Genomic DNA, 16,975 nt, shown 5'->3' on the forward strand with positions numbered 1-16,975 from the left:
AGCCGGTTTCATGAACGGGCAACGCGCGATTGCGAAATAATGTTCATTTCGGGAATGCGAAACTTGCCCCGCGATTCGCCGTGATTCATTGTCTGTTAACAAACTGATTCGCGCACATTCGCCGAGCCAGGGGAGCGGGGGCACCCATGGTGACGAACCCAAAGAACATTTCTGTCCTGCGGGACAGGAAAACGACGCTGCTTGCCTTTACACCGGCCATTCTGACGGCTGGCGCCTCGGTCTATGTGCCGATGGAGCCAGGATTCATCCTGCCGGTTTTCGGCTTCCTGATCATGGCCGTCTTCTTCGGTCTCGTCTTCCTGTGGTGGCAGTCCGAGACGGAGCGGCAGACGGGGGGCATGCAGCTTGCCGCTTTCGAGCGGAAGGAACCGGTTCCGGCCGCGCCGCTCGTCCTGCGCACGCCGGTGCGCGGAGACAGTCCTGTGACGCTCCTGCGCGAACTGGCGATGTCCGCAGGCGCACATGCATCCGCACCTGGTCCGAAGCAGTCGGAACAGGTGCGGGCCGCGCCTTTCCCCGAACCGTCCCTGCTGCCTTCCATGCGCAGGCCCTCGACCGAGGAGATCAGCCGCGTGAGGTTGGTCAACCAGGCCTTCGCGGACGACCGGATCGAGCTGCACCTGCAGCCGGTGGTCTCGTTGCCGCAGCATAAGATCCGCTTCTACGAGGCGCTGGCCCGGCTGCGGCTCGCGGACGGGACCCTTATGGGACCGGCCGAGTTCCTGCCGATCATCGAGGCGTCCGGCCGCGCATCGGACTTCGACCGCCGGGTGCTGATCCGCACCATGGCCGTCGCCCGCCACCTCGTCGCCCGCGGCAGCGAGGCCATCGTCGGCGTGAACCTCGCGGCTCATTCCGTTGCCGAGCCCGGCTTCCTGTGGTCGCTGGCCCGCCTGTTCGACGCCAGTCCCGATCTTCTCGGCAAGATCGTTCTGGAGATGTCCCAGCTGAGCTGGCGCTGCCTCGATGGGGATCACAGGGCGGCGCTCGCCGCCTTGCGCGAGCGGGGCGTGCCGTTTTCCCTGGATCGCGCCACCGATCTCCGGTTCGATCCGGTGAGGCTGGCCGATCTCGGCGTCCGGTTCATGAAGCTGCCGGCGGGCCTCATGATCGAGGCCGCCGAGCGGGCCGATGGCCGCTATGCGGGCCCGGAACCCGACGTGCGCGATTTCGCCCCGGCCCTGCGCCGCCAGGGGATCCTGTTGATCGCCGACCGGGTGGAGGAGGACCGCATGGTGCCGATGCTCTGCGACCTCGGCGTGCCGCTGGCGCAAGGCTTCGCCTTCGCGGCCCCGCGCCCGGTCAAGCCCGAGATCGCCGCCGAGCAGACTTTCCCGCAATCCCTCGATCCGGAGGATGCGCCAACCCTTCTTCGGCGCACCGGGTGAGCGCGGGTGCGTGGCCCGAGACCATCGGACCGACTTGACTTGCGCATCGTTTGGCGGGGAAAACCGGGCCACTTTTCACATCCGTGGCCCTTCGGGTCCGCACGATAATCTAGTGAGACCCCATGACCGCCTCGTTACGCCCGGTTCACGCCGAGGGCCTGCGCTCTCTCGCCGATCGATACGATCTCGTGCTCTGCGACGTGTGGGGCGTGCTGCACAACGGGGTCAAAGCCTATGAGACGGCAAGCGACGCGCTCACCCGCTTCCGCGCCGGCGGAGGACGGGTCGTTCTCGTGTCGAATGCGCCGCGCCCCGGCGCTTCCGTGGGAACGCAGCTCGACGGCTTCGGCGTGCCGCGCACGGCCTATGACGCCATCGTCACCTCCGGCGACCTGACGCGGCTTGCCATCGAGGAACGCATCGACAGGATCGTCCACCATATCGGCCCGCCCCGCGACATGCCGATCTACGACGGCCTCGCCGTCCGCTTCGGCTCCGTCGAAGAGGCCGATTATGTGGTCTGCTCCGGCTTCGACAACGACGAGGAGGAGACGGTCGAGGATTACCGGCCCCAGCTCGAAGCCATGCTCCGGCGCGACCTGCTGATGGTCTGCGCCAATCCCGATCTCATCGTCGAGCGCGGCCACATGATCCTGCCCTGCGCGGGAACCATCGCGCTCGCCTACGAGGAGATGGGCGGCAAGGTCTTCTATGCCGGCAAGCCCCATGGTCCCGTTTACGACCGGGCGCTCTCCGTCGCGGCCGAGCTGAGCGGTCGGGCTGTTGCGAAGGAGAGGGTTCTCGCTGTCGGCGATGCGATCCGCACCGATATCGCCGGGGCCGTGGGCTACGGCATCGACGCGCTGATGATTGCCCGCGGCATCCACGCGGAGGAGCTGGGTCTTCACAAGGGCGATCTGGTCTCCGATCACGTGCAGGATTGGGTGGACCGGCAGCCTGTCCGGCCGACCGCCTTCATGGAGGTCCTGGCTTGGTGAGGTCGGTCTAACCAACTCCACGTCATCACCGGCCTCGTGCCAGTGATCTCGTTTGATTGAGACGCGGCGCTTTTCCGATCGAGATGGCCGGGACGGGCCCGGCCATGACGTGAGAGGGTGCGATGATCCGACAAGGATATCGAATCGCCCGTGCTTCCCTTGACCCGAAGGCCGCTTTTCGACAGGGTCGCGCCCGCACCGATATCTGCACAGATGAGTTCCGAAATTTCTCCTCCGATGTCCCCTTCGTTCGCCGTCTGCCGCGATGGCGAGTCCGTGCCCGCGAGCCTCAGGGACGCCATGGCGGCCATTGGTAATTTCGACGGCGTGCACAGGGGACATCAATATCTTCTGGGAATGGCCCTGAACTCCGGAAAACCGGCGGCGGCCGTCACCTTCGAGCCGCATCCGCGCACCTTCTTCCAACCCGACAGGCCCCTGTTCCGGATCACGCCGGAGCCCGTGAAGCTCAAGATCTTCGCCCGTCTCGGCCTCGACGGCGTCTTCCAGCGGCGCTTCAGCGGGAACCTCGCGGCCCTGACGGCGGCGGGCTTCGTGGACCTGCTGGCGAACGAGCTGCAGCTCTCGGGCGTGGTGATCGGCCACGATTTCCATTTCGGCCGCGGGCGGGAAGGCAATCCGGCGCGCATGGCGGAGCTGTGCCGGGAGCGGGGGCTCGACTGCCTGATCGCCCCGGCAGTCGTGGAAGGGACGGAGCCGGTGTCCTCCAGTGCCATCCGAGCTGCTCTGGAAGCAGGCGACATCGCTATGGCCAACCGGCTGCTCGGCTATCGCTGGTTCGTTCAGGCGGAGGTGCGCCACGGCGACAAGCGCGGCCGCGAGCTTGGCTATCCCACGGCCAATATGCGCCTGCCCGACGATTGCCGCCTTCGGCACGGGATCTACGCGGTCAGGGTATCCGTGGCGGGCCGGCCGCTCGACGGCGTCGCCAGCTTCGGCCGCCGGCCCACCTTCGACAACGGCGCTCCGCTGCTCGAGGTGCACCTCTTCGACTTCTCCGGCGACCTCTATGGCCAGGTTGTTGACGTTGAATTCGTCGGCTGGATCCGCGGCGAGGAGCGCTTCGACGGCATCGACGCGCTGATCGCCCAGATGGACCGCGACTCGGTCGAGGCAAAGCGGATGCTCGCCGAGGACAAGACGGCTTCGATGATTGGTTGACGTAATTCCGTGCCTCTTCCCGTCATGGCCGGCCTTGTGCCGGCCATCCCGATGCTGAATGGCTCGGCGCTTCAATTTATCGGGATCACCGGCACAAGGCCGGTGATGACGGGGATGAATGTTAACCGCCCGGCTTCAGCGCCCGTGCCGCCATGGCGTAGCCGCCCATGGCGCCGTCGACGAAATGGATGTGGTCGCTGCGGGTGGCCGAGGGGACGAAGCAGGTCATGAGGGCCGCGTCCTGCCGGTGCAGGCCGTAACGGGCGGTGCCTTTCCGTCCTGCCTCGGCCAGCAGCGCTTCCAGACGGTCGGCCAGCGCGGGCGTGCAGTCCAGGGTCATGCGCAGGCCGTCGTCGAACTTGCGGAAATCCGTGTTCTCGACGAGCTGGTGCCGGTAGCGGGCCGGATCGAACCGGCCGATCGTCAGTCCGAACCGGAAGATCATGAAGGAGAGCAGGCGAAGACCCGCCAGCTTCGCCAAGGTGACGAGGCCCGCCCCATTCCGTCCCACGGTCTTCGCTTCGAGGCCGAAGCCCCGGAAGGGCGTGGACAGGGTAGGCCCGCCTTCCGGCACCGGCCGCCCGGCCTCCTGCCCCTCGGCCAGCGACAGGACCTGCCCGACGAGTGCGTTGAAGGCTTCCGTGCCCGCCGTCAGAGCGGGCAGCAGGATCAGGGAGAGGATGACGCCGCGCTCCGGCCTGATCTCGTCGAAGCGGCAGGTCAGCCCGGTGAGGTCGGGCAGGGTGCCGGGCTGAGCCGGAGGAATGGCGAAGGCGCCTTCCTTCATCCGCCGCTCCGCATGGGCGAGGCCACCACCGGAGAACATGGCGTAGGAGACATCGGGGGATGCCGCGAACCGGGCAATCCGCACGTCGTGGCCTTCGGCGCGGATCTCGGACACCGGAACGAGCGCGATGCGCAGCTCGAAGCCGAAGGAATCCCGCACCCAGGCCGCCACGGCGGAGAGCGCCTCGCGGGCAAGGACGGATTGCGAGGCGGGCAGCGCGAAGCTTGCCCCGTCGCCGCTGAACACGAAGGCGAACGCACTCGTGCCGAGCTTGTTGGAGACGGCCGCGATCACGGAGGCGGCGGCCGTATTGACCTCCTTGTAACGCCCGGCCTCGACGGCCGAGGTCGAACGCACGATGTCGCTCAAACCCAGCACCCAATCGTCCGGGACGGGCATGTAGAGCTTGGGGTCCGTCAGCTGGGAGAAATGGTCGAAGACGGGCAGCCGGGCATAGAAGTCGGATCCTGTCCGGCCGCCTGCACCCTCAATCGTGGTGTCCACGGGCCGTCAGCCCACCGTTTCGCCCTCCGGGGCGCCCCGGCCCAACTCGTCCGGCAGCGGATCGCCTTCGGCGACGAAGCGCATGGAGACCGAGTTCATGCAGTAGCGCTCGCCCGTCGGAGGCGGGCCGTCGTTGAACACGTGGCCGAGATGGCCCTCGCAGCGGGCACAGCGGATCTCGGTGCGCACCATGCCGTAGCTGGTATCGCGCACGAAGGCGATGTGATCCCGGTCGATCGGGTCGAAGAAGCTCGGCCAGCCGGTGCCGGATTCGAACTTGGTGCCGGCATTGAACAGGGGCAGGCCGCAGAGGCGGCAGCAATAGGTGCCCTTCTCCTTGGCCTCGTTGAAGATGCCGCAGAAGGGCCTCTCCGTGCCGTGTTCGAGCAGGACCCGGCGCTCCTCGTCGTCGAGATTGGCCACGAGGGCGTGCATCTGCTCGGGCTTAGGCGGGGTGAGGTCGAAACCGGCTTTCGAGCGCCGTTCGGCCGTGGTGGTCGAGTCTGCCATGGTCAATCCTTCCTGCCCGTCGCAACGTTCGGGGACTATAGGGCGGGTTCTGGTCCTTAAATAGGCAGCCGCCCCGGCAATCACCACGCTTTATTATCCGGCCCGGCGCTGCTAAAAGGCTCACCATGCCCATGGTTTCTCCGGCTCTGCATGCGGCCCGCATCGGCGCGGCGCGAATTATCGGCCCGGCTTTCGCACGATCTGCGAAGGTCCGGGATCCTAGCCGTTCGCCCTGAAAGAGAAGCCGATGCGCCTGCCGACCGCAGGCCGCCAAGACCGATTGACCGTCATGACCGATAAGCCCGAAAGCGCCGCCCGCGACTATTCCGAAACCCTGTTCCTGCCCCAGACCGAGTTCCCCATGCGGGCCGGCCTGCCGCAGCGCGAGCCGCAGCTCCTGCAGCGCTGGAACGAGAACCGGCTCTACGAGCGCCTGCGCGAGGTCCAGAAGGGCCGTCCGCGCTTCGTGCTGCACGACGGCCCTCCCTATGCCAACGGCAACATCCATATCGGCCACGCGCTCAACAAGATCCTGAAGGACATGGTGGTCCGCTCGCAGGGCATGCTAGGGTTCGATTCCAACTACGTGCCCGGCTGGGACTGCCACGGCCTGCCGATCGAGTGGAAGATCGAGGAGGAGTACCGCGCTAAGGGCAAGAACAAGGACGACGTGGACATCGTCGAGTTCCGCCGCGAATGCCGGGCCTTCGCCGAGAAATGGATCGATGTGCAGCGCGAGGAGTTCAAGCGCCTCGGCGTCGAGGGCGACTGGACCAACCCGTATCAGACCATGAGTTATGACGCGGAAGCGCAGATCGCCCGCGAGATCATGAAGTTCGCCGTGAGCGACCAGCTCTATCGCGGCTCCAAGCCCGTCATGTGGTCCTCCGTCGAGAAGACCGCGCTCGCCGAGGCCGAGGTCGAGTATCACGAGAAGACCTCCACGACGATCTGGGTGAAGTTCAGGATCACCAACACGCTGGACGGGGATCTTGACGGCGCATCGGTGGTGATCTGGACGACGACCCCCTGGACGATCCCGGCCAACCGCGCCATCGCCTACGGCGAGAACATCGCCTACGGCCTCTACACGGTCACCGAAGCCGCCGAGGACAACTGGGCGAAGGTCGGCGACCGCCTCGTCATCGCCGACAAGCTCGCGGCCGACGTGTTCGCCGCCGCGCGCGTCGCCGGATACGAGCGCGTGAAGGATGTGCTGCCGGTGATGATCGAGCGCTGCGCGCATCCGTTCCGCGGGCTCGAAGGCGCGCATGGCTACTGGGATTTCGGCGTGCCGGTTCTGCCGGCCGATTACGTCACCGACGATGCGGGCACGGGCTTCGTGCACACGGCTCCTGGTCACGGCGCGGACGACTACAACACCTACGTGAAGCACCGCGACGTGTTCGCCGCCTGCGGCACGAAAGAAGTGCCGCACACGGTGTCGCCCGACTCGTCCTACTTCCCCGACGTGCCGTTCTTCGCGGGCGAGCGCATCTATGACGACAAGGGTAAGGATGCGGGCGCCAACGAGGCGGTGATCAGGAAGCTCGTGGAGGTCGGCGCGCTCATCGCGCGCGGGCGCCTCAAGCACCAATATCCCCATTCCTGGCGCTCAAAAGGTCCGCTGATCTTCCGCAACACGCCGCAATGGTTCATCTCCATGGACAAGCCGCTGGACAACCACGGCGACACGCTGCGTCAGCGCGCGCTCCATGGCATCAAGACCGTCGAGTGGGTGCCGGAAACGGGCGAGAACCGCATCACCGGCATGATCGAGAACCGCCCCGATTGGGTGGTCTCGCGTCAGCGCGCCTGGGGCGTGCCGATCGCGGTGTTCGTGAAGAAGGGCACCAACGAGATCCTCAAGGATGAGCGCGTGAACAGCGCCATCGCTGACGCCTTCGAAAAGGAAGGCGCGGATGCGTGGTATGCGGGTGACGGCTCGCGATTCCTGAAGGCTGGCGGCTACGATCGCGCCGATTTCGACAAGATCAACGACATCCTCGACGTGTGGTTCGATTCCGGCTGCACGCACGCCTTCGCGCTCGAAACGCGCGATGACCTGAAGGTGACGCGCAAGGTCGATGGCGGCCCCGATCAGGTCATGTACCTGGAAGGTTCCGACCAGCATCGCGGCTGGTTCCACTCCTCGCTGCTGGAGAGCTGCGGCACGCGCGGGCGCGCTCCTTATGACATCGTTCTGACCCACGGCTTCGTCCTCGACGAGAAGGGGCAGAAGATGTCGAAGTCGCTCGGCAACGTGGTGGCGCCGCAGAAGGTGATCCAGGATTCCGGCGCCGACATCCTGCGCCTGTGGGTGGCGGCATCCGATTACTCGGACGATCTGCGCATCGGTCCGGAGATCCTGAAGACTTTCGTCGAGACTTACCGCAAGCTGCGCAACACGATCCGCTGGATGCTGGGCTCGCTCGCGCATTTCCACGATGCCGACAAGGTCGCCGTGAACGAGATGCCGGAACTGGAGCGCTTCGTGCTGCACCGCCTCGCCGAGCTCGACGGCGAGATGCGCGAGGCCTATGCCACGTTCGACTACAAGCGCGTGATCGCGCTCTTGAACTCGTTCATGACCACGGATCTGTCGGCCTTCTATTTCGACATCCGCAAGGACGCGCTCTATTGCGACCCGATCTCGAGCAATGTTCGCAAAAGCGCGCTGACCGTGATCGACCAGACCTTCCGCTGCGTGGCGACCTGGATCGCGCCGATCCTCGCCTTCACGGCGGAGGAAGCCTGGCTTGCGCGCTATCCGCAGGCCGAGTCGGTGCATCTCGAAACCTTCCCGAAGGTGCCGGCGGAATGGCGCAACGACGCGCTTGCCGAGCGTTGGGCCAAGGTCCGCCGCGTGCGCCGCGTCGTCACCGGCGCACTGGAAATCGAGCGTGCGCAAAAGCGCATCGGCGCAAGCCTTGAGGCCGCGCCCGTGGTGCATATCGCCGATGAGAGCCTGCTCAAGGCCGTGCAGGGCCTCGACCTTGCCGAGATCTGCATCACGTCCGGCATCCAGGTGGTGCAGGGCGATGGCCCGGCGGAGGCCTTCCGCCTCGACGACGTGAAGGGTGTCGCGGTCGTGCCGGCTCTCGCGCAAGGCCGCAAATGCGCCCGCTCGTGGAAGGTGACGCCGGATGTGGGCGCCGATCCGGACTATCCGGACGTGACGCCCCGCGATGCGGCGGCCCTGCGCGAATGGGACCAGCTGAAGGCGGCGGCCGAATGAGCAAGTCCGAGGATACCGGCGCACCGCTTGCCGATGCTGCGGTAACGTCTCAACCAGGCTCGCCGCGCCCGCGCGCAGCGAGCCGGCCCCGTTCTCAGAAGAGGGCGGGCAGGGGGCGTGCGGTCCAGAAGGGATTGTCGGTCGCGGCGATCCTCGGGTTTTCCATCGCCCTGATCACGCTCGTCCTCGATCAGGCGACGAAGCTCTACACGTTTTATGTCTACGATCTTCCCGTGAAGGAGCCGGTGGAACTCGCCCCCTTCGTGAACCTGATCGTGGTCTGGAACCGGGGCATTTCCTACGGGCTGTTCCAGCAGCACTCGGACATCGGCCGCTGGGGACTGGTCGTCGTCTCCATTCTGGCCGCCATCGGCCTGTCCTTCTGGATCCGTCGCACCACGGCCAAGCTTCTGGCGGCGTCCCTCGGCCTGATCGTGGGCGGGGCCATCGGGAACGTCATCGACCGTCTCTGGTTCGGGGCCGTGTTCGATTTCATCCAGATCCACTTCGGCTCATGGTCCTGGTACGTGTTCAACGTGGCCGATGCTGCCATCGTTGCGGGGGTGGTCGGTTTGCTTTATGACTCCTTCGTCCTGGAGGGGCGGCGGGCTAAATAACGATATTTTGTGGCGCCTGCTGCCATATGTTCGCCAGAATGAGCGATCAGGCCTTCCGGCCACAATGAGAAACGAATGGTGGGTGCCATGAAGGGAATGAAAATCGCAGGCTGCGCGGGAGCCTTGGCGCTTCTGATCGCCGCCACCGGTGCTTCGGCCGAGGAAGGCGAGGCCGTGAAGAGCGTTCTCGGCGCCATCGGCATCATTCCCAAGGAAAAAGCCCCCATCACCTACAACGAGCGCGCTCCGCTCGTGCTTCCTCCCAAGTTGGACCTGCCGGCACCGGCAGCAGGTGGCGCCGAGGCACGCAACGGCAATTGGCCCAAGGACCCGGATGTGGCGGCTCGCCGCAAGGCTGCGGCCGAGGCTCGTACGCCCTATACCAGCTCCGAGCTCTACAAGAACACGGAAGGCAAGCGCCTCTCGATCGAAGAGATGCGCGCCGGCCGCAATCCCAATGCCTCCGCCGGCCCGCAGGCTCCCGTCGGCCGGCAAGCCGACATCGCCCGCATGACTCCCGACGAACTCCGCGCCTTCACCAAGGAGGAGAAACCGGAGCTGCAGGGCAACGGTATCGACCGTCGCTACCTCAGCGATCCTCCGGGCGATCTGCTCCGGGCCCAGGGCGGCGGCAAGCTCAAAGCCTCCGCGGATCCCATCATCTCGGGCGATCCCGACAGCCCATCGGCCTATCTCCGCCAGCGGCAGAGCAGGCAGTAAGCATTGTCTCTTCCCACTTCATTTCAGGCGAACGGGTTCACCCGCTTCGCCTGAAAACGTTATGGGGCCTGTGAAAGGCCAAGCCTGCGTCCAGCGAATCCGGACAAAGAATGCCGCACAGGAAAGATCTGCGGCTTCGCTTGCATAGCCCCCTAATTCGACTATCCCCTAAGAAACGCCCTGCGAAACGAACTGATGTCGCCAAGGTTGAAACGTCATGGACACTGCCTCTAAGCCTCTTCTTCGCGCTGACGCCGCCTCCTTCGGGCGGACGGAAGGCAGCGGTCCGAACCTGTCTTCGTTCACGCTCGACAACGGCCTCGACGTCGTCGTCATTCCCGATCGCCGCGTTCCCGTCGTCACGCACATGATCTGGTACCGCAACGGTTCGGCCGATGATCCGCTCGGACAATCCGGCATCGCGCACTTCCTCGAACACCTGATGTTCAAAGGCACGGAGAAGCATCCGGCCGGTGAGTTCTCGAAGGTGGTCTCGGGTCTCGGCGGTCAGGAGAACGCGTTCACGTCCTTCGACTACACGGCCTATTTCCAGCGCGTCGCCCGCGAGAACCTCAAGACCATGATGGAGTTCGAGGCGGATCGCATGACGAACCTTCTTCTAGAGGAATCCGTCATTGCGCCTGAGCGCGACGTGGTGCTGGAAGAGCGGCGCATGCGCGTCGAGACGGACCCTTCCGCCCAGCTCTCGGAAGCGATGGCGGCTTCGCTCTTCGTGCATCACCCGTACGGCATTCCGATCATCGGCTGGATGCACGAGATCGAGACGCTCGATCGCGATCATGCGCTCGACTATTATCGTCGCTTCTACACGCCCGAGAACGGCATCCTGGTCGTTGCCGGCGATGTAAGCGAGGACGAGGTACGCCGCTTGGCGGATGCCACCTACGGCCGCATCGCCCCGCAGGGCAAGCGTCCGGTGCGTCTGCGTCCGCGCGAGCCGGAGCCGGTGGCTGCGCGTCACATCACCGTGGCCGATCCGAAGGTCGAGCAGCCGACCCTGCAGCGGCTCTACCTCGTTCCGTCCTGCCGCACGGCCTCGCAGCGCGATTGCTACGCGCTCGAGCTTCTCGCCGAAGTGATCGGCGGCGGACCGACATCATATCTCTACCGCAAGCTCGTGATGGAGCGCGGCATCGCGGTGAATGCGGGTGCCTGGTACATGTCGTCCGCCATGGAGGACACGCGCTTCTGCGTCTATGCGGTGCCGTCTGAGGGCGTGTCGCTCCAGGCTCTGGAAGAGGCCGTCGACCAGATCCTCAAGACGATCTCCGCCGAGGCGCTGGATGCGGATTCCATCGAGCGCGCCAAGACGCGTCTTGTCGCCGAGACGATCTATTCCACGGACAGCCAGTCTTCACTCGCCCGCATCTACGGTTCGGCGCTCGCCATCGGCGAGACCATCGAGGAGGTGCGGCGCTGGCCGGTCGAGATCGAGACCGTCACGAAGGACGATCTCGCCTCCGCGGCCGAGCGCTATCTCACTTCCCGCCGTTCCGTGACGGGCTATCTGCAGAAGTCGGCCTCTTGAAGCCGCCTGCACAAGAATTGAGGTAATCATGACAGCTTCTGTCGAAACCATGTCCTCGTCTCCGACTACTGTGAAGGCGCTGACCTCCGCCCGTGGCGTCGAGGCTTGGCACGTCGAATCCGACGTTGTGCCCCTGATCGCCGTTTCCTTCATCTTCGAAGGCGGCTCGGCGCACGATCCCGCGGACAAGCCCGGCGTGGCGCAGATGCTGGCTCGCCTGCTCGACGAGGGTGCGGGCGAATACGATTCCGATGCGTTCCAGGAGCGGCTTGCGGCGAACGCCATCGAGTTGTCCTTCAATGCCGGCAACGATGCGCTCGGCGGTTCGCTCAAGACGCTGGTCAAGCATGCGGATGAAGCCTTCGAGCTCTTGCGCCTCGCGCTCGCCGAGCCGCGCTTCGATCAGGATTCCATCGAGCGCGTGCGGGCCCAGACCATCGCGGGCCTCAAGTACCAGCAGAACGATCCGGGCGTCATGGCGACGCGCCGCTTCTTCGAGGAAGGCTTCGCCGGCCATCCCTATGGCCGTCCGACCTCCGGCACGCCCGAGAGCGTCGCGGCGATCACGCGGGACGATCTCGCCGCAATGCACCGGTCGATCATCGCGCGCGGACGCGTGAAGATCGCCGTCGTCGGCGCGATCGGCAGCGACGAACTCTCCACTCTGCTCGACAAGGTGTTCGGCTTCCTGCCTGACGCAAAACCGCTCGGCATCATCGAACCCGCTTCACTGCAGAGGATGGGATCGCGCATCGTGGTCGATCTCGACGTTCCGCAATCGGTGATCCGCTTCGGCATGAGCGGCATCGCCTGGCGCGACCCTGGGTTCATTCCGGCTTACGTTCTCAATCACATCCTGGGTGGCGGCGCCTTCACGTCGCGCCTGTTCCAGGAGGTGCGCGAGAAGCGCGGTCTCGCCTACAGTGTCGGCACGTCGCTGGTGAGCTACCGCTCGGCCAGCATGACCTGGGGCTACACCGCGACCAAGAACGAGCGCGTGGTCGAGGCGCTCGACGTGATCACCGACGAGATGGCGAAGCTGACGAGCGAAGGCCCGTCCGACGAGGAGCTGCAGAAGGCCAAGGACTACCTCATCGGCTCCTATGCGCTCGGCTTCGACACCTCGACCAAGATCGCCCATACCCTGGCGCAGATCGCCTTCGAGGGCCTCGGCATCGACTACATCGCCCGCCGCAACGGCCTGGTCGGAGCCGTGACACAGGCCGACATCCGTACGGCCGCCGAACGCATCTTCGGCGACGGCCGGATGTTCACGGTGATCGCGGGACGGCCGACGGGAGTGTAGCCTTCCAGGGCAGAGATTTCAGCTTCGGTGCCACGACCCTAGCCTCGGGGCCGTCTCTGCCCTAATCTTTCGCTCCTGCTTTGAACGAGTCGGAGTATGCTTATGGCCCTGCAGCAATCGATCGATCTTGCCCTTGATGCGAATATCGGGGAGGGCGGTCTGGCGCAGGCGGCGCTCGACGACGCGCTGGCGCTCGTCAACGATGCCATGAAGCGGCTGGCCGAGGACGATGCCTCGGGACGGTTGCCGCTGCTCCACATGCCGCGCACCACGGACGATCTGGCGGGTATCCGCGAAGCGGCCGCCTTCCTGCGGGACGATGCCACCGACGTGGTCATTCTCGGCGTCGGCGGATCGAGCCTCGGCGGCCAGACCCTGGCGCAACTGAAGGATTACGCGGTGCCTGGCACCGGGCGGTTCACCGAGAGCCCGCGCATCCACTTCCTCGACAACCTCGATCCCATCACCTTCGACCGCGTCCTGCACAAGCTGCCGCTCTCCTCGACCAGGTTCGTGGCGATCTCGAAATCCGGCGGCACGGGCGAGACGCTGATGCAGACCATCGCCGTTCTCACAGCCCTGGAGAAGGCGGGCCTGCGCTCCCATCCCAACGATCTGTTCCTCGGCGTATCCGAGCCGCGCAAGGACGGGATCAAGAACGCCCTGCGCGATCTCCTGGAGCCCGAGGGCGTGCGCTTCCTCGATCATCACACCGGCGTCGGCGGGCGCTATTCGGTCCTGACCAATGTGGGTCTTCTGCCGGCCGCCGCGCTGGGCCTCGACATCGAGGCCATCCGCCGGGGCGCGGCCGATGCCTATGAGCCCTTCCGCAACGGCGTGGCCGCCAAGGATGCGCCCGCCGCCCTGGGGGCCGCCCTGAACGTCGCCGCGGCGAAAGCGGGCAAGGGCATCGCGGTCACCATGGCTTACGCGGACCGCCTCGAGCGCTTCACCCGCTGGTGGGTGCAGCTCTGGGCCGAGAGCGTGGGCAAGGACGGCAAGGGCACGCAGCCCGTCGCGGCCATTGGACCCGTGGACCAGCACAGCCAGCAGCAGCTTTATCTCGCAGGCCCCAACGACAAGCTCTTTACGGTGCTGACCACCGGCGTCGCCGGCAAGGGGCCGGTCATGAACGAGGCGCTGTCCAAGCGCGCCGGACAGGCGGCCTTCGCGGGCAAGACCATCGGCGACCTCGTGGCCGCCCAGGGCCGCGCCATGGCCGACACCTTCGCCAAGAACAGCCGCCCGACCCGCCAGATCCATGTCGAGACCCTGGACGAGCGCGCGCTGGGCGAGCTTCTCATGCATTTCATGCTGGAAACGATCCTGGCCGGCTACGCCATGGGCGTCGATCCGTTCGACCAGCCCGCGGTGGAGGAGGCCAAGATCCTGGCGAAGGAATATCTCGCGCAGGGGTGAGGGCGGCCACACCCACCACGTCATGGCCGGGCTTGTCCCGGTCATCCCGATACTGAAAGATGCGGGGCTCTACAGAAGCGAGATCACCGGCACAAGGCCGGTGATGACGAAGGAGGAGCACCCCATGCCGCCCCGTTCCCCAACACTCGCTTCCCTCATTCGTCACGTCGCTCTCACAGAGCCTGGGGAATAACGTCGCGCGTTCTGGTTTCCGGCGCCGCCAGCCCCTATGTTCCCTTTTCCGAATCCGAACGCCCGACACCTCGCATGCATGTCCGCCGCCTCGATCCCATCCTCGTCGACCGCATCGCTGCGGGCGAGGTTGTCGAGCGCCCGGCGGCGGCCGTCAAGGAACTCGTCGAGAATGCCGTCGATGCGGGCGCGACCTCCATCGAGATCGCCGTCGAGGCCGGTGGGCGCCGCCTGATCCGCATCGTCGATGATGGGCGCGGCATGACCCCGGAGGACCTGGCACTAGCGGTCGAGCGTCACGCCACCTCCAAGCTGCCGGACGGCGATCTGTTCTCCATCAACACCCTCGGCTTTCGCGGCGAGGCCCTGCCGTCCATCGGGGCCGTGGCGCGCCTCTCCATAATCACCCGGACCGTCGAGGCCGAGACCGGCTCGTCGCTCGTGGTCGAGGCGGGCGTGAAGGGCCCCGTGCGTCCCGCGCCTGCCCCGAAGGGCACCCGCGTCGAGGTGACGGACCTGTTCGCCGCCACGCCCGCGCGCTTGAAATTCCTGAAGAGCGACCGTTCAGAGGCGCAGGCGGTCGCCGAGATCGTCAAGCGGCTCGCCATCGCGCATCCGACGATCCGCTTCACGCTCTCGGGCGAGCACATCACCGCCTTCACCTATCCGCCGGAGGAGACCGGCGAGCACGGTTTCCTGCGGCGCCTGTCGCGGGTGCTGGGGGCGGAGTTCCACGAGAACGCCATGTCCATCGGCGTCGAGCGCGAAGACGTGCGGCTCACCGGGTTCGCCAGTTTGCCGACCTATCATCGCGGCACCGGAGCGGCGATCCATTTCGTGGTCAACGGGCGGCCCGTGCGCGACAAGCTGCTGCTCGGTGCCGTGCGCGGCGCCTATGCGGACGTGATGGCGTCCGACCGGCATCCGGTGCTCGCCATCATGATCGATCTCGATCCCCGAGCCGTGGACGTCAACGTGCATCCGGCCAAGACCGAAGTGCGCTTCCGCGATCCGGCCTTCGTGCGCGGCTTCGTCGTCGGTGCGCTGAAGGAAGCGATCACCCGCCATGCCTTCCGGGCGTCTTCGACCGGCGGGACGCGCACTCTGGAAAGCCTGCGTCCGCAAGGAGCGCTTCCGTCGCGTCCGGCCTATCCGCATCGCACCCATGCGATTCGCCCGACCAGCGCCTTCGCCAACTGGCAGGCGCCGCTCGATGGGCCGGAACGATCTTACGCGCCTGCCTCGGGCCTTGCCGAACGGCAGGCGAACCTGCCCGATCTCGCAAGCCCTTCGGCCGACAGCCGTGCGACCCTGCACGAGATCGAGCCGGAAACGGAAGAGGCGCCTCTGGGCGCGGCCCGCGCGCAATTGCACGGCACCTATATCGTCGCGCAGACGCAGGACGGCATCGTCATCGTCGATCAGCATGCGGCGCATGAGCGCCTCGTCTACGAGCGCCTGAAACGCGAGCGCGCCGCCTCGGGCATCGCCCGGCAATTGCTGCTGATCCCCGAAGTGGTCGATCTCGATCCCGTCGATGCGGATCGCGTGCTCGCGGAGGCGTCCTCTCTGGAAAGTCTCGGCCTCGTGGTCGAGCCCTTCGGTCACGGTGCGCTGCTGGTGCGCGAGGTGCCCTCCGCCCTTGCAGGGGGGCGCATCAAGGCGCTGGTGCAGGATGTTGCCGATGCGCTGGCGGAATGGGGGCATGGGGCCGCGGGCCCGCTCGAGGAGCGCCTGGACGCCGTGCTCTCGCGCATGTCCTGCCACGGCTCCATCCGCGCCGGACGGCGCATGCGGCCCGAGGAAATGAACGCGCTGTTGCGCGAGATGGAGGCGACGCCGCTCTCCGGCCAGTGCAATCACGGCCGGCCGACCTATGTCGAGTTGAAGCTGACGGATATCGAGCGGCTGTTCGGGCGGCGGTGAGAAATGTTGAAGAAGCGCATTCAAACGAGAAAAGACTTTACAGAGCCCGATCTGCCTCCAAGTGAGTTTCTCTTCGAGTGGGCTATAGGGAAGTTCTTTACGGAATTTAGCGAACTGGAACTCGCCATATGCCAATGGCTTTCTGAACACTTGAAAGTCGGATTCGAGAAAGTGCTTGTTCTAACTAAAGATGCAAACTTCAATCAAAAAATCGATATGGTCAGAAATGTTTGCGCACGACTTAACGGACAGAAAAAAGATGGTAAATTGTTAGAACGTTTGCGGGAGGTAAACGATTTTAGGAACCGCCTTGCTCACGGAGCTTATTTTCATTTCGAAAACGAACTTTTCTTGTCGATGCCATCAAAAGATTTTTTAGATGTAAGTGGAAAGCAAGCTATCGACAATGAGATTATCATTAATAAACTGAATCAAGTCAGAGAGCTTGTGTTCTATTTTTCTATGCATCTAAGAGACTGTTTGGAAACTTGATCTGATGGGCTTCCCTTGGCGGGAGGGATGTGATTCACCCTGTGGATGTGGACCCATAAGACCCGAGGCCGGATGGCCGCGATCGCCAAGAAGACCAAGCGCTATCCGTCGGACCTGACGGATGAG

13 protein-coding genes are annotated in these 16,975 nt (G+C 65.2%); 11 read left to right on the top strand and 2 right to left on the bottom strand.

From position 1 onward, the window contains the following. The first annotated feature begins 146 nt into the window (after positions 1–146). The 3 genes from AB4097_RS19980 (at position 147) to AB4097_RS19990 (ending at position 3,589) form a co-directional block, all read left to right on the top strand. Positions 147–1,409 carry an EAL domain-containing protein gene (locus AB4097_RS19980; protein WP_442042791.1) on the top strand — a complete coding sequence of 421 codons (1,263 nt, stop codon included), beginning with the start codon at positions 147–149 and terminating at the stop codon, positions 1,407–1,409. Positions 1,410–1,531: 122 nt separating this feature from the next. Continuing rightward, a complete protein-coding gene (locus AB4097_RS19985) occupies positions 1,532–2,407 on the top strand; it encodes a TIGR01459 family HAD-type hydrolase (protein ID WP_442042793.1) in 876 nt (291 codons plus the stop codon). A gap of 237 nt (positions 2,408–2,644) precedes the next feature. Continuing rightward, positions 2,645–3,589 (top strand): bifunctional riboflavin kinase/FAD synthetase, encoded by a 945-nt coding sequence (locus AB4097_RS19990; RefSeq protein ID WP_442042795.1) that lies wholly within the window; start codon positions 2,645–2,647, stop codon positions 3,587–3,589. Between the two features lie 121 nt (positions 3,590–3,710). On the opposite strand, the gene AB4097_RS19995 is transcribed toward AB4097_RS19990, so the two are convergent. Both AB4097_RS19995 and msrB read right to left on the bottom strand, forming a co-directional pair. Next, positions 3,711–4,880, bottom strand: a complete 1,170-nt coding sequence (locus AB4097_RS19995; protein WP_442042797.1) for a DUF3095 domain-containing protein — start codon at positions 4,878–4,880, stop codon at positions 3,711–3,713. Positions 4,881–4,886: 6 nt separating this feature from the next. Beyond that, complete coding sequence (gene msrB / locus AB4097_RS20000) at positions 4,887–5,315, bottom strand: peptide-methionine (R)-S-oxide reductase MsrB (RefSeq protein ID WP_246389333.1); 429 nt, start codon at positions 5,313–5,315, stop codon at positions 4,887–4,889. A 364-nt stretch (positions 5,316–5,679) separates the two neighbouring features. Between msrB and ileS the strand changes: the two genes are divergently transcribed. The 8 genes from ileS to AB4097_RS20040 all read left to right on the top strand — a co-directional run bounded on the left by ileS (position 5,680) and on the right by AB4097_RS20040 (position 16,849). Further along, a complete protein-coding gene (gene ileS, locus AB4097_RS20005) occupies positions 5,680–8,628 on the top strand; it encodes an isoleucine--tRNA ligase (protein ID WP_442042811.1) in 2,949 nt (982 codons plus the stop codon). A gap of 149 nt (positions 8,629–8,777) precedes the next feature. Then, a complete protein-coding gene (gene lspA, locus AB4097_RS20010) occupies positions 8,778–9,245 on the top strand; it encodes a signal peptidase II (protein ID WP_442042813.1) in 468 nt (155 codons plus the stop codon). Between the two features lie 87 nt (positions 9,246–9,332). Next, entirely contained in the window at positions 9,333–9,965 is a 633-nt protein-coding gene (locus tag AB4097_RS20015; RefSeq protein WP_442042799.1) for a hypothetical protein, read from the top strand. A gap of 217 nt (positions 9,966–10,182) precedes the next feature. Beyond that, entirely contained in the window at positions 10,183–11,514 is a 1,332-nt protein-coding gene (locus tag AB4097_RS20020; protein ID WP_442042801.1) for a M16 family metallopeptidase, read from the top strand. A 28-nt stretch (positions 11,515–11,542) separates the two neighbouring features. Then, entirely contained in the window at positions 11,543–12,820 is a 1,278-nt protein-coding gene (locus AB4097_RS20025) for a M16 family metallopeptidase (RefSeq protein ID WP_442042803.1), read from the top strand. A 102-nt stretch (positions 12,821–12,922) separates the two neighbouring features. Next, entirely contained in the window at positions 12,923–14,239 is a 1,317-nt protein-coding gene (locus AB4097_RS20030; protein ID WP_442042805.1) for a glucose-6-phosphate isomerase, read from the top strand. Positions 14,240–14,506: 267 nt separating this feature from the next. After that, entirely contained in the window at positions 14,507–16,357 is a 1,851-nt protein-coding gene (gene mutL / locus AB4097_RS20035; protein WP_442042807.1) for a DNA mismatch repair endonuclease MutL, read from the top strand. A 3-nt stretch (positions 16,358–16,360) separates the two neighbouring features. Then, a complete protein-coding gene (locus tag AB4097_RS20040) occupies positions 16,361–16,849 on the top strand; it encodes a hypothetical protein (RefSeq protein ID WP_442042809.1) in 489 nt (162 codons plus the stop codon). Positions 16,850–16,975 lie beyond the last annotated feature (126 nt).

This window comes from Microvirga sp. 2MCAF35 (assembly GCF_052115545.1).
Lineage (GTDB): Bacteria > Pseudomonadota > Alphaproteobacteria > Rhizobiales > Beijerinckiaceae > Microvirga.